13 protein-coding genes are annotated in these 13936 nt (G+C 60.7%); 6 read left to right on the forward strand and 7 right to left on the reverse strand.

Features of this window, described 5'->3' with window-relative positions:
- Positions 1-40 precede the first annotated feature (40 nt).
- Positions 41-2134 carry a 3-hydroxyacyl-CoA dehydrogenase NAD-binding domain-containing protein gene (locus tag IEV54_RS06720; protein WP_150276554.1) on the reverse strand — a complete coding sequence of 698 codons (2094 nt, stop codon included), beginning with the start codon at positions 2132-2134 and terminating at the stop codon, positions 41-43.
- A gap of 175 nt (positions 2135-2309) precedes the next feature.
- Positions 2310-3104: an IclR family transcriptional regulator gene (locus tag IEV54_RS06725; RefSeq protein ID WP_150276555.1), complete on the reverse strand. Its 795-nt coding sequence runs from the start codon at positions 3102-3104 to the stop codon at positions 2310-2312.
- A gap of 226 nt (positions 3105-3330) precedes the next feature.
- Between IEV54_RS06725 and IEV54_RS06730 the strand changes: the two genes are divergently transcribed.
- Together IEV54_RS06730 and IEV54_RS06735 are read left to right on the forward strand one after the other, a co-directional pair.
- Entirely contained in the window at positions 3331-4959 is a 1629-nt protein-coding gene (locus IEV54_RS06730) for an AMP-binding protein (RefSeq protein WP_150276556.1), read from the forward strand.
- The gene (locus IEV54_RS06735) at positions 4956-5627 is read left to right on the forward strand and encodes a crotonase/enoyl-CoA hydratase family protein (protein WP_150276557.1); all 672 of its coding nucleotides are present in this window, start codon (positions 4956-4958) and stop codon (positions 5625-5627) included. Before IEV54_RS06730 ends, IEV54_RS06735 begins: the two co-directional genes overlap by 4 nt.
- 63 nt (positions 5628-5690) lie before the next feature.
- On the opposite strand, the gene IEV54_RS06740 is transcribed toward IEV54_RS06735, so the two are convergent.
- From IEV54_RS06740 to IEV54_RS06760, 5 genes are all read right to left on the reverse strand, one after another.
- Positions 5691-6497, reverse strand: a complete 807-nt coding sequence (locus tag IEV54_RS06740; RefSeq protein ID WP_150276558.1) for an acyl-CoA thioesterase — start codon at positions 6495-6497, stop codon at positions 5691-5693.
- A 76-nt stretch (positions 6498-6573) separates the two neighbouring features.
- Positions 6574-7056, reverse strand: a complete 483-nt coding sequence (locus tag IEV54_RS06745) for a YbhB/YbcL family Raf kinase inhibitor-like protein (RefSeq protein WP_150276559.1) — start codon at positions 7054-7056, stop codon at positions 6574-6576.
- Positions 7057-7105: 49 nt separating this feature from the next.
- Entirely contained in the window at positions 7106-7402 is a 297-nt protein-coding gene (locus IEV54_RS06750) for a hypothetical protein (protein ID WP_150276560.1), read from the reverse strand.
- Between the two features lie 172 nt (positions 7403-7574).
- Positions 7575-8774: a 3-oxoadipyl-CoA thiolase gene (locus IEV54_RS06755; RefSeq protein WP_150276561.1), complete on the reverse strand. Its 1200-nt coding sequence runs from the start codon at positions 8772-8774 to the stop codon at positions 7575-7577.
- 6 nt (positions 8775-8780) lie between these two features.
- Entirely contained in the window at positions 8781-10295 is a 1515-nt protein-coding gene (locus IEV54_RS06760; protein WP_150276562.1) for a 3-hydroxyacyl-CoA dehydrogenase, read from the reverse strand.
- 181 nt (positions 10296-10476) lie between these two features.
- Between IEV54_RS06760 and IEV54_RS06765 the strand changes: the two genes are divergently transcribed.
- The 4 genes from IEV54_RS06765 to IEV54_RS06780 all read left to right on the forward strand — a co-directional run bounded on the left by IEV54_RS06765 (position 10477) and on the right by IEV54_RS06780 (position 13903).
- A complete protein-coding gene (locus IEV54_RS06765) occupies positions 10477-10905 on the forward strand; it encodes a PaaI family thioesterase (RefSeq protein ID WP_150276563.1) in 429 nt (142 codons plus the stop codon).
- Positions 10906-10924: 19 nt separating this feature from the next.
- Entirely contained in the window at positions 10925-12283 is a 1359-nt protein-coding gene (locus IEV54_RS06770; protein WP_223825361.1) for a hypothetical protein, read from the forward strand.
- 252 nt (positions 12284-12535) lie between these two features.
- On the forward strand, positions 12536-13348 hold the full coding sequence (gene mutM / locus IEV54_RS06775) for a bifunctional DNA-formamidopyrimidine glycosylase/DNA-(apurinic or apyrimidinic site) lyase (RefSeq protein ID WP_150276564.1): 813 nt from the start codon (positions 12536-12538) through the stop codon (positions 13346-13348).
- 213 nt (positions 13349-13561) lie between these two features.
- Positions 13562-13903 (forward strand): multidrug transporter, encoded by a 342-nt coding sequence (locus IEV54_RS06780; protein WP_150276565.1) that lies wholly within the window; start codon positions 13562-13564, stop codon positions 13901-13903.
- Positions 13904-13936 lie beyond the last annotated feature (33 nt).

Consider the following 13936-nt stretch of genomic DNA (forward strand, 5'->3'; position numbering starts at 1 on the left):
CGGCGGATGCCGTCGGGCCCAGGTCATTAAATAACAGCTGTCAGAGGTCGGCGAACTTGCGTCCTTCTCTGGCAAGCTTCTCCAGCAATGGAGCTGGTTTCCACCAGGCGCCATGTTCCTTGTGGAAAGCGCTGATCCGGGCATATACCTGATCCAACCCAAGGCTGTCAGCATAGAACATCGGACCGCCCTGATGTGCAGGGAAGCCGTAACCATTGATGTAAATGACGTCGATGTCGCTGGCGCGCTGGGCAATACCTTCCTCGAGGATCTTGGCGCCCTCGTTGATCAATGCAAACAGAGTGCGCTCGAGAATGTACTCGTCGGACAGTTGGCGGCGTTCCACGCCCTGTTCTTTCGAGGCAGCCTCGAGAATAGCTGGCAAGGCAGGGTTATCAAGCGGCGTACGCGAGCCCGCTTCATACAGATAAAAACCGCGGCCGGTCTTCTGACCCAGCATACCCGCCTCGGCCATGCGATCAAGGATCGTTGGCAAGGTGTACTCGGCCGGCAGAGTTTCGCGCTGGCGGGTGCGGATGCTCAGGCCGATATCCAGGCCGGACAGGTCACGCATGGCGAAGGGCCCCATGGCCATGCCGAACTTGCGCAACGCGCCGTCGACCTGGGCCGGTGTGGCGCCTTCCTCGAGCAGGAATTCCGCTTCGCGACCGTACTGGAAGACCATGCGGTTGCCGACAAAGCCATCACAGACGCCGACCGGCACCGCGACTTTCTTCAGCTTCTTGCCGATCGCCATGGCGGTCGCCAGAACGTCCTTGGCGGTTTTTTCGCCGCGCACCACTTCAAGCAGACGCATCACATTGGCTGGGCTGAAGAAATGCAGACCCACCACGTCCTGGGGACGCTGGGTGAATTCAGCAATCTGGTTCAGATCAAGTGAAGAGGTGTTGCTGGCCAGAATCGCGCCGGGCTTGCAGTGCTTGTCCAGAGCCTCGAACACCTTCTGCTTGACGCCCATGTCTTCGAACACGGCCTCGACCACCAGATCCACGCTGGACAGATCGGCGTAATCGATCACGCCTTCGATCAGGGCCAGGCGCTTGTTCATGGCGTCTTCGGTCAGGCTGCCGCGCTTGACGCTCATCATGTAAGTGTCACGGCAGCGCTGCATGGCCTTGGACTTGGCGTCTTCGCTGATTTCCAGGATCTTGACCGGGATGCCCGCGTTGGCAAAACACATGGCGATGCCGACACCCATGGTGCCGCCACCGATGACGCCTGCGGCGTTAATTTCGCGGGTCGGGGTGTCCTTGGGTAGATCGTCAATCTTGGACGCCAGGCGCTCGGTGAAGAACGCATGCACCAGGGCACCACGCTGGGGTGATACCAGGCACTCGGCAAAAAGCTCGCGCTCGCGCTTTAGGCCCTGCTCCAATGGCAACGTGAAGGACGCTTCGACAGCGGAGATGCAGCGCTGGGGAGAAAACAGGCCGGGCATCTTCTTTTCGATTTCGGCGCGCTTGGCTTCAACCAGGGCAGCGTTATCGACGCCATCCAGTTTGTCGGTGCGCTCGCCAGTGCGGCGGGCACCCTTGCCCTCATCGATGAGCCTTTGCGCGTAGGCGATGCCGGCAGCAGTCAGGTCACCCTCGATCAGCTCGTCGATAACGCCCAGTTCCTGTGCTTCGGTTGCGCCAATCGGGTTGCCGCTGACAATCATGTCGAGGGCTTTCTGTACACCGACCAGGCGTGGCAGACGCTGGGTGCCACCCGCGCCAGGCAGCAGACCGAGTTTGACTTCCGGCAGGCCGACCTTGGCGCTTTTCAGCGCAATGCGGTAGTGGCAACTGACGGCGACTTCCAGACCACCGCCCAGGGCTGTGCCATGGATGACCGCGACGCTCGGCTTGTTGCCGGCCTCGATGCCGTTCACCACTTCAGGCAGACCTGGGGATTTAGGCGGCTTGCCAAACTCCTTGATGTCGGCACCGGCCATGAAGGTCGAGCCTTCGCAGACCAGCACAATGGCTTTTACTTCGGGATCGGCTTCGGCGGCCTGGAAGCTATTCTGCAGACCTTCGCGTACCGCAATACCCAGTGCGTTGACCGGAGGATTATTGACTCGGACAACCGCTATGGCGCCCTGTCGTTCCAGTGTGACCACGTCCGACATGCTCGTTCTCCGTCTGTTGTGATGACTAAAACAGTTCTGAAGGGTGTTTCACCCCAGTTTCGCTATGCGAAATAATGAAATTGTATTCCGCCAGGCAAAATACAAAAAAATAAAGCGGTTGTCGATGCCCCGTACGGATGAAATGCGGCCCGATCACTCAGCGTGATGGGAAAGGCTAAACGCCCAGGCGCTCGATATCACGTGCCAGCATGGCAAGCTGATGGGCCAGCTGGTTCTGCACCTTCTCTTCGGAAACCAGATACGAAGGAGCTCCGCAGGTCAGTGCCATCAGGGTGCCGTCCTGCAAATGCAGTGGCACACCCGCGGCATTAACGTTGCGGTCCCAGTCCCCCAAAGATAGACAAAACCCGTGGCGTGCATAGTCCTCGAAGGCCTTTTCCAGTCGCGCTGCCGTCTCTGGCCAGGTGTCCGGGCTGCGGGCGGCCAGGGCGGCGATCACGTGGCTGCGCTCTTCTTCCTTCATCGCGGCCAGATAGGCGCGGCCAGCGGCCGTGGTGCCCAGCGGCAGGCGCACGCCCACATCCATGCGCAATGACGTCGTTTCCGCAGGTCGGCAGTTTTCCACGTAGATCATCGACAACCGGTCGCGGCAGGTCAGGCCCACGGAGGTATTGGTCGAGCGCGCGAACTCATCCATGTAGGGCTTGGCCAACTGGCGAACACGGAGGTTGGAAACGTAGGCGTAGCCCAGTGCGAGTACGCCGGAGTCGAGCTGGTATTTTTCCAGTTGCGGCGAATAACTCAGATAACCCAGTTTGGTCAGGGTATAGGTCATGCGTGAGACGGTAGGTTTGGGCAGACCGGTGATCCGGGCGATATCCTGATTACCCATGACTACCGTGCCCTGGCTGAAGGCCCGCAACACATCGAGCCCGCGCGATAGCGCCTCGACAAACTTGCGATCCTTGGCCGGTGTGGTTTCACTGAGAGTACTGAGGTCGTCGTTCATGCCGGTTACCTTGCTAAAGCGCAGCCTGCATCCATGACCAACCTTCTGTGGTGACGTGGAGCGGCTTTGTTCTGTTTTTATTGTGACGCAGCCGGTTTGTTCCGGTTCTGCCTGGCGGTATCAGTTTACCTGCGTCCCAATGATTGCACAGCAAAAGGGGATAGAATAGCATCTTTTTGGTATTGTATTTCGCTGTGCAAAATAACGATTCAAATAAGAGGTTTTCATGTCGACACCCGTTCATTCCACCGTTGGCGACCAGTTGGCCCAGTTGGGGCACACCAATCTCAGTGATGTCCTGGCCAAGGCCTGCCAGGATTACGGCGACAAGCCGGCTTTCTCCTGCGGGGCTGATACGCTCAGCTTCAATGAGCTGGAAAAGCGCGCCGATGCCTTTGCCCGCTATGTGCGGGGTCCGGCCGGGCTTGAGCCAGGCGACCGTCTGGCCATCCAGTTGCCCAACCTGCTGCAATATACGATTACCATTTTCGGCGCGCTGAAGGCAGGGTTGGTCATCGTCAACACCAATCCGCAATACACGCCCTACGAAACCCGTCATCAGTTTGCCGACTCAGGCGCAAAGGCGGTCGTGGTGCTCGACAAGCTGGTCCCTCTGGTCCGCAAGATTCAGGGTGAGACCGGAATAGAGCTACTGATCGTCACCAGTCTGGATGATTTTGCCAATCCCGAGTACTCCTGTGCCGAGGATGACGAGGTGCGCTTCATGCAGGCCCTGCGCGAGGGCGAGAAGTTGCCCGCAGTCAAACCCGAGCGTGATCTGGATGATCTGGCGCTGCTGCAGTACACCGGGGGCACAACCGGCGTATCCAAGGGCGCCATGCTGTCGCACCGAAACATCCTCAGTAATGTACTCCAGGCGACCAATATCATTCGTCCGGGCGACGTGGAATATGGCAACGAAGTGCGGGTCTCTCCGCTGCCGCTTTATCATATCTTCGCTTTCACCGCGAACTGCATTGCCTCGGTTGCGACTGGGTTCCACAGCGTGCTGATTACCAATCCGCGGGATCTCGACAGCATGATGGCCGATCTCAAACGGCACCGGATAACCCTGCTGACCGGAATCAACTCGCTGTTCGTTTCGCTGATGGCCCATCCGGAGTTCGATAATATCGATTTCAGCCATCTCAAATGGGTCAACTCCGGCGGTGCGCCGCTGAATACCGAGATCGCCAAGCGTTGGCAAGCCCGCACTGGCAGCGTGGTGCGCGAAGGCTACGGCCTGACGGAAACCTCGCCGGTGGTGGTCGCTTCCACCGCGTTCACCCCTTACAAGGAAGGTTTCATCGGGCGTGCGGTCATCGATACCGAAATGCGCACAGTGGATGACGCCGGCAATGAAACACCGCGTGGTGAACCCGGTGAGCTGCTGATCCGTGGCCCGCAGGTGATGCAGGGTTACTGGCAGCGCCCGGAGGCCACGGCCGAAAGCATTACCGATGACGGCTGGCTCAAGACTGGAGACGTGGGCGTAATAGACGAGGAGGGCTTTCTCAAGCTGGTCGATCGCAAGAAGGACATGATTCTGGTCTCCGGCTTCAACGTGTACCCCAACGAGGTTGAAGATGCAGTGATGGTGCATCCGGGAATCCGCGAGTGTGTGGCTGTAGGCATCCCGGACGAGAAGAAGGGCGAAGCAATCAAACTCTTTGTCAGTCTCAATGATCCTGCCCTGGATAAGGACGCGATCATCGCCCATTGCCGCGAGCACCTGACCGGATACAAGGTCCCCAGCACCGTTGAGATCCGCGATGACTTGCCCAAGTCGACAGTCGGCAAGCTGCTGCGTCGGGTACTGCGCGATGAAGCACGCGCGGCGGCGGGTGCAGCATGAGTGAGTGGCTGACGTTCAATATGAGTGATGGACTGGCCGAAATCACGCTGGATGACGGCAAGGTAAACGCCTTGTCCGAGGCCATGCTGGACGCGTTGCTCGAGGCTATCGCCAAAGCGGCCGACGGAGATGCTGCGCTGTTGATCACCGGCAGGCCTGGCTGCTTCAGTGGCGGATATGATCGCAAATTGATCCAGGCAGGCGGCTCGGCCTGTGACGCCATGCGCGCTGCAGGTGATCGCCTGACCCTGGCCATGCTGGATTATCCCGCACCACTGGTCGCGGCCAGTAGCGGCCACGCCATGGCCAAGGCCGCTTTCATGCTGTTACTGGCTGACTACCGGGTAGGAGCTGCTGGTGACTGGCGCGTGGCGCTGAATGAGGTGGCGATTGGCATGACCATGCCCCGGGCAGCCATGGCCATAGCCCGAGACCGGGTAACGCCGCAATGGCTGTCACGTTGCGCTTTGCAGGCGCAGGGGCTGAATCCGGAGCAGGCTCAGGCGGCCGGTTTCTACGATGCACTGCAGCCGCCGGAGCAGGTTATCGCCTGCGCCCGGGAACAATTGCAGCGGTTGGCAGCTCTGCCGCGCCAGGCCTATCGCGAAACCCGCCTCCTGTTGAATGCGCCGTTGCGCGCCGCAGTACTGCCCTGGCTCCAGGCCTGAATAACGACGGACTTGCCACCCCTGTGGGTGGCAAGGCATTGCTATTCCCTGGACACTCCTTGCCTATTCCTTGAAGTAGGCCACCTGCGTGCTGGTGAGCAGCAGGGTGCCGTCGGCTGCCCAAAGATGGGCGATCTGGTCGGCGTAGTTGTGGTGATAGCGGCTGGCGCCAGCCTGTCCGAGCAGAAAGTCACTACCGGTGCGCTGCAGGTCATCCAGGCTGGCATGAAAATAGTGCGTCATGCACACGGTACCTGCGGGGGTGAAACGCTGGCGCCGGCTGAAGATACGCGGTGCGAAGATGTCACCAATGGCCGTCAAGGCAGCGAAATCCAGTGGCCTGGGTGGTTCATCACGCACCCATAGCAGGCTGTCGTGTGTTTCTTCAGCCTCGCCCGGTTTGAACATCCCGCTTATGTAACGCATATCGTAATGCCTGAACCAGGCGCGCTCGTTGCGCTCCATGCGCGGTAGCTCATCCACCGCCGGCGCTGGTGGGCATTCCGCGGCCTGCTCCGACCAGGTTTCGCGGCGGCTGGCAAAAAACGCAGTTGCGCTGGTCATCACTTCGCCGTTCTGGCGCAACAATAGCAGCCAGTGCTGAGTGGAGCGGTTGGTTCGCAGGGGAGTGGCTTCGATCTCGAAATCACCCAGGCCTACTGGGCCAGCGAAGTTGACGGTCAGGGAAACCGGGTCTCCGAGTCGCTCGGGGTGCAGCAGAGCTGCGTTCAGCAAGGTCGCAGCGGTCATGCCGCCAAACGGGCCGACCATGTTCAGGTAGGTTTCATCGCAATGACCGCCAAAACGGTTTGGCGCAGTCATCTGCAGGCTGATCGCCTGATCAAGGGCATGGGAAGTGGGGGTAGTCATCGGGGTTTCCGAACTGCGTTGACGGACAGAAGGGCACGGCATGACACCGTGCCCTCACTTGGATAAACGGGCGAGATCAACCGCGCTGGTAGGTGCCAATCAGACGATTCATGGCCAGGGCGTGGGGCTCGACTTTGGCCAGCAGGTCCCAGAGGCTGAGGTTGGCAGGCAGATCCAGTTCCTTGTCCAGAGCAATGACCCAGAAATAATATTTGTGTTGGCCGTGGCCTTCGGGCGGCATCGGTCCGTTGTAACCGGTCTTGCCAAAGTTGTTCTTGCCCTGGGTAAACTCACCGGTGCCTTCGGACAGTTTGGTTACCGAGCCGGGGATGTTGTACAGCGTCCAGTGGACGAAACCATAGGTGCCATTGGCCGAGATCAGTGGTGCATCCGGGTCATGGCAGATAACAGCATAGCCCTTGGTGCCCTCGGGCGGATTGGTCCAGCTCAGCGCAGGAGAAACATCTTCTCCCTCGCCGGTGAAACGAGCAGGGATAGCACCATCGTTGCTGAAGGCGCTGCTGGTCAGTTGCATGTCGTTGGAAAATGCGAAACCCATACTGTACTCCTTGATTATCAGCGATTGAGTGGTCCAGACAAAACCGGTCTCAGTTGATCAGGGCGCTGAGCAGCCACAGGCCCAGCAGTAGCCAGATTACCGCCCCGAAAAAGCGCCGGTTGATAAGGGAGCGCACGCCGGCGTAGATCAACAGCAGCCCGATAATGACAGCCACAACGGTAAATACATTGCTGTCGACCCCCAGAGCTCGGGAAAAGCCGTTAACAAAAGCGGTGCTTGCTCCGCTCAGGATCTGAAAGACCCAGGCCAGGCTGTCGACAACAAAGCGCACCAGCGTGCCTAAGGCTTCTCCCAGCCATTCAAAGGGATTGGACGATACTTGCATCAATTGTTTCCAAGGTGAATTCAGGCTTTAACGCAGACATACCTTAGCAGAACTCTGCGCAAGCCATACCCAGGTATAGTCGTGCGGAGCTCGCTCCGGCAAGCGAGCGGTGATCGCCCCTGGCGCCAGGCAGCTGAGCCTGGGCCAGGCCGGGGCGATCATGATGCCGTGTTCAGACCCGCTCGATGACGGCGGCAACTCCCTGGCCGAGACCGATACACAGACTGACCAGTGCATAGCGCTTGCCGGTACGTTCCAGCTGGCGCAGTGCAGTGAGAGTCAGGCGCGCGCCCGACGCCCCCAGCGGGTGGCCCACGGCGATGGCGCCGCCGTTGGGGTTCAGGCGCGGATCATTGAAATCCAGGCCGAGCATCTTCGCGCAGCCGAGCACCTGTGAAGCAAAGGCCTCGTTGATCTCGATCACATCCATGTCGTCCAGGGTGAGGCCGGCGCGGGCCAGTGCCTTCTTGCATGCTTCAACCGGACCGACGCCCATCAAACGCGGTTCAACACCGGCTACCGCTCCGCTGAGGATGCGCGCCCGGGGCTTGATGTCGTACTTCTTGCCGATCTCTTCGTTACCAATCAGCAGGGCGGCGGCGCCATCGTTTACGCCCGAGGCGTTACCGGCGGTGACCACGCCGCCTTCGAACAATGGACGCAGCTTGCCCAGAGCTTCCATATCGCTCTGCGGGCGGGGGTGCTCATCCTGATCGACCAGCTTGGCTGGCTTCTTGCGGCCCTGGGAGACTTCGATCGGGTGGATCTCTTCGGCAAAAAAGCCGTCAGCGCGGGCCTGCTCGTACAGCGCCTGGCTGCGCGCAGCGTAGGTGTCCGCTTCCTCGCGGGTGATACCCAGTTTTTCGGCGACGTTGTCAGCAGTTTCGGGCATGGTGTCGCAGCCGTATTCCTTCTCCACCTTCGGATTGGGGAAACGCGCGCCAATGGTGCTGTCGAACGCGCGGAATTCCCGCGAGTAGGGGCTTTCGCTCTTGGCGATCACGAAGGGCGCGCGACTCATGCTCTCCGCGCCCCCGGCGATGATCAGCTCGCCTTCGCCGGCGCGGACCATGCGGTGGGCGTCCAGCACTGCTGCCAGGCCGGAGCCGCACAGGCGGTTGACCGTGAGGCCCGGTACTTCCTGTGGCAGGCCAGCCAGCAGGGCGGCGTGGCGAGCGATATTGCGCGCGTCTTCACCGGCCTGGTTGGTGCAGCCCATGACGACGTCTTCATATTCACGCTGGTCAAAGGGGTTGCGCGCGATCAGCGCACGCATCACTTCGGCGAGCAGGTCATCCGGCCGTACGCTGGCCAGAGCGCCAGCGTGGCGGCCGAAGGGTGAACGCAAACCATCATAGATATAGGCAGTCATCTGCAATTACTCCTGGAAGTCGGGTGTGGTGAGCGGCAGATCGAGCTGCACGCGGCGACGCAGCCAGGGGCTGGGGCGGTAGCGCGGCTCACCGTAGGTCTGCTGCATGTTGTTCAAGATGCTGAGTATGGTTTCTTTACCATAGTGCTCGCCAAAGGCCAGTGGGCCCTTGGGGTAACCGAGGGCCAACTGGATCGCGCGGTCCAGCGTCTCGGGTGTGGCGATGCCTTTCTGGGCGATCTCACTACCCAGGTTGACCACGCCGGCGATCAGCCGCTGAATCACGAAGCCTGGAGAGTCGTTGATGACCTCCACCGGTACGCCATCAGCCGCTAGCGCCTGGCGTGCCTGGGCGACCAGAGCGGCGTCGGCGGCGGGTTGACGCATCAGTGTGCGGCGTTTGTCCCAATTGGCCAGGCTGTCCAGCGCGAGGGTGCGATTGGCTGGCAGCTGCAGGCGAGTGAGCGCCGCGGTGCAGTCTTCGCCCAGGGGTGTGATCAGGCAAATGGCTTGGGCCGAGGGTTGTGCGCCGTCCTCCAGCGTGGCGCCGGCGGCGTCGAGCGCGCTGGCCACCTTGGCACGCAGTGCGTCGTCTTCGGTCTGCAGCCAGAATGGCCGGTTGATCATCACGGTGTCCGGCGTGCTCTCCTGCGGCTCTATCTTCTGGCCGTCTTCATAGCGGTAGAACCCCTGGCCGGTCTTGCGGCCAAGCAGGCCCGCGGCCACGCGCTGGGCCGCAATGAACGAGGGGGTATAACGCGGATCGTGGTAGAACTGCTCATACACCGACTCCATCACCGCGTGGGAGACATCCAGGCCGGTTAGGTCGAACAGCTCGAAGGGACCCATGCGGAAACCGGGGCCGTCGCGCAGGATGCGGTCGATCTGCGCTGGCGTGGCGACGCCCTCACTGAGCATGCGCAGCGCTTCGGTGCCGAACGCGCGGCCCGCATGGTTGACCAGAAAGCCGGGGGTGTCAGGGGTGATGGCGGCAAAGTGCCCGGCCGCTTCGGCCAGTGCCACCAGGCCTTGTACGACCGTCTCGTCAGTGCGTTCACCACGCACCACTTCGACAATCTTCATCAGCGGAACAGGGTTGAAGAAGTGAAAACCGGCTACCCGCTGCGGCCGCTGGCAGCTGCTGGCAATCCGGGTCACGGACAGGGACGAGGTGTTGGTGGCCAGCACGCACTCATCGCCCACCAGAGCCTCGAGCTGGTCGAACAGCTTCTGTTTGACCTCAAGCAGCTCGACGATCGCCTCGATCACCAGGTCGCAATCTTTCAGCGCTTCGAGTTCGGCTGCCGGCTGCATCCGCTGCATGGTCGCGTCGAAATCAGCCTCGCTGAGTTTGCCCTTGGCGACAGAGCGCTTGAGCAGGTTGCGATTGAAATCGATCGCATCGTCGATGGCTTCTGACCGTGTGTCATAGATCAGTACCTGCTGACCGCTGCTGGCAAACAGCTGAGCTATGCCGCGGCCCATGGCGCCCGCGCCGATCACGCCAATTCGATTGAACATGCAGTGCCTCCTCGGTTATTCTTGTTCCGCTGTGCGAAACAGTATTTCGTTCATAACCGTGCGAGATTAAATCCTGCGCCGAGCGAGCGCAAGTTCGTCGACGGCGGAGCTGTGGCATACTCTGCAGCCGACTCCAATGCCAAGATCTGCATCAGTGTAGTGAATAAAAGGTGACCTAGCCGTGAACCCCGACCATCGCCAGGCAGTAGCCCAATCCGTAACCGGTTTTTTCCAGGACCTGGGCTGTGAACTGCTCGAATATTCCGAGGGCCGTGCGGTCGTCGGTCTGACGCTGACCGCCAAGCATCTTAACAACGCCAGTAATCTGCATGGCGGCGTCACTGCCAGTCTGCTCGATATTGCCATGGGGTTGTGCGGCACCTGGGCGCCGACTGCCGATGAGCGTCGAGTGGCCATTACCCTGTCGATGAACGTGAACTTCTCGGCAACTGCTGCTCTGGGCACCCGGATTCGGGCGGTAGCCACTCGGCGCAGCGGCGGCCACAAGATCTTCATGGCCTCCTGCGACCTGCTCGACGATAACGACACTCTGCTCGGCTTTGGCGAAGGTGTATTCAAGAAGGGCGCCTTCCGCAAGGATCTGCCGTGAACACTGTCTGGTGACACTCATGCCCATGGCTAAAATGACCGTCGTGCTGCTTCCCTTGGGCGTTGCTCTGGAGCTGGGCGCATTGCTCAGTCAGGTCGCGTGGCTCAGCTGGCTGGCGGCATTGGCGTTCCTTGGCTACTTCATGCTGCATTTCCGGCGGCTCAATCCGTATCCGCGCTGGTTGGGTATCGTTACCCTCGCGGTGCTGGTTGCGACCGTATTGAGCCCCCGGACGGATGCGTCGCTATGGCCGAAGCTGGCCAGTTCCGCTGCCTACTACACGAGTTTTCTCGGTGCCCTGGGTCTGATGCAACTGCTGGCCAAGCGCTTGCCGCAACTCAGTGAGTTGCACAAGGCGCTATTGTCGGGTTCCAAGGTGGTGCTCTATCCGCGCTATGTACTGACGGCTGGCAGCATTGGTTCGATCCTCAATTTCGGCATGATGAATCTGCTATGCGGGACCCTGGCCACGCACCTGCGCCGTTATCCGCTAACCGATCTGCAACGCCGTGAAGGCTTGCGCAGCGTTATGGTTACCACCCTGCGGGGTTTTGCCCTGGTGCCGCTGCTGGCGCCGACCAGTGTGACCATCGCGATTATTTCCAGGGAAATGCCTTCGCTGTCCTGGAGCGCCATGGTGCCCTACGGCGCCGTCGCTGCGGTAATGATGATCCTGGTCGGTTGGCGTCGCGAAACCCGCGGGCTCCTGGCATTGCGCGACGACATCGGCGACAGCACTCGGGCCGAGGGCATGTGGGGGTTGCTTGGCGGCAGCTTGCTGGGGTTGATGCTGATCGGCTTGCTGGCTTGGCAGACGGTGCTCAGCGCGCCGCAGTCAGCCATGCTGCTGGTCCCTGTTGGCGTGACCCTGTATCTGCTCTGGCGTGATCGGTCACCCAGGCAGGCGCTGGATGAGATCGCTGACAACATGTCGAGCATGCACAACGAGATGTTTATTTTCGGCTGTGCTGCCCTGCTCGGCGGCGCCCTTGGCGCGATTGCCCCGCTGGAAGAGATTGCCGCCTGGTTGGCGGCCGAGCCCAAATACAATCTGCTGCTGGCGGTGGTCAGTCTGTTCAGCACCATCACCCTGGCGGTGATCGGTGTGGCGCCGATCGTCTCCTTGTCCCTGATTGCCGGCCTGCTATCCCAGCTGGCCCTGCTGGGCGTGCCTATCATGACGCCAGCGGTGGGTCTGATGTGCGGTTTCTCCCTGGCGATGATCTGTTCGCCATTCGGGCCGTCGACACTGATCCTGGCGCGCTACAGTGGCGAAACGCCGTTTCGCGTCGCCTTCGGCTGGAACGGTCGCTTCGTCGCCAGCGTGATGCCGCTGCTGTTGCTCTTGCTGTTCGGCACCTACTGGTGGCATAGCTAGCAGAGCCGCAAGCCGCAAGCTTCAAGCGGCAAGCCGAGCGCCCAAAGGTTCAAGAGGGCGGGTTCAGCTGGCGCAGAGATATAAGGCGCCGGTCAGCAGTCTCGCTTTGCTGTACCGTCGGAGCCCATGGATGGGCGACGCCGAGCGCCCAGGGATGGGACAGCGTGTCAGCAAAGCGAGACTGCTGACCGGCGTCCCACACGGACTAATGCTCAACATGTCGTCACGCATCATTTTTACACGGGCCCCAAAATGCCGGAACTACCTGAAGTAGAAACCACCCGCCGGGGTATTGCTCCACATCTCGAGGGCCGCACTGTCACCCGACTTGTAGTGCGCGAGCGCCGTTTGCGCTGGCCGATCCCGGAGGACCTGGCGATCCAGATCGAGGGCCAGACCTTCAGCCAGATCCGCCGCCGCGCCAAGTACCTGCTGATGGATATCGGTGGTGGCAGCGTGATCAGCCACCTGGGTATGTCGGGCAATCTACGCCTGGTACCTGTCGGAACGCCGCCACTCAAGCATGAGCATGTGGATATCGAACTGGATTCAGGCCTGGCCCTGCGTTACACCGACCCCCGACGTTTTGGCGCCATGCTCTGGATCAGGTCAGGGGAGGTTCATCCTCTACTGTCGAAGCTGGGTCCGGAGCCCTTATCGGATCTGTTCGATGGCGAACGCCTCTATCAGTGCTCACGGGGCAAGAGCATTGCGGTCAAGCCATTCATCATGGATAACGCGGTGGTGGTTGGCGTCGGTAATATTTACGCCAGCGAGGCCCTGTTTGCAGCGGGTATTGATCCCCGGCGCGAGGCCGGGCGAATCAGCCGTGCCCGCTACCTGCGCCTGGCAATCGAGATCCGCCGTATCCTGGGCTACGCAATCGAGCGCGGGGGGACGACCCTGCGCGACTTTACCGGCGGCGACGGCCAGCCCGGATACTTTCAGCAGGAACTGTTCGTCTATGGTCGGGGCGGCGAACTGTGCAAGGTATGTGGCAATACTCTGTCGGAAACCCGGCTGGGGCAACGCAGTTCGGTTTTCTGCCGCCAATGTCAGCGCTGAGTCCGGTCCAGGGGGCTGCCAAGGCCCATGTATTGTGCTTGACGACCGGTTCTGGCTTACTGTCATGGAGCTCTCGTGCAACGGAGGGTGCATAAACCCTGCGCCCGATTTCCCGATTGAGCGATTACGCCTACAATGAAGCGTGAAGGCTGTCCGGGACGGATAGCTCAACAAGACCAAGGGCCTGCCGGGCCACAACCAGGGATCTTAATTATGCGCCTGTTACGTCACTCCACAGCCTTGATGGCTGGTCTGCTGCTCAGCGCCGCTGCGCACGCTGCCGAACCCACTCAAACCGGAAAGATCGGATACACCGAAAAGCCGGGTTACTATGCAATGGTCGGTGACCTGATTATTGCTCGGCCCCTGCTGGCTGGCGTTACCGCAATCGGTGCGGCTGCTTTTGTGGTCAGTTTGCCATTCACCCTGCTCGCAGGGAATACCGCAGAAGCCGGTCGCGAACTGGTTGTTCGGCCGGGCGAGGCAACATTTGTTCGCTGCCTGGGTTGCACCAAGAGCGGTTACGGTCGCACGCACGCCGACGAAAACCGCTGATTGTTCTGGTCGTGGGTCGCTGACGCACGATCG

Source organism: Halopseudomonas salina (assembly GCF_014637955.1).
GTDB lineage: Bacteria > Pseudomonadota > Gammaproteobacteria > Pseudomonadales > Pseudomonadaceae > Halopseudomonas > Halopseudomonas salina.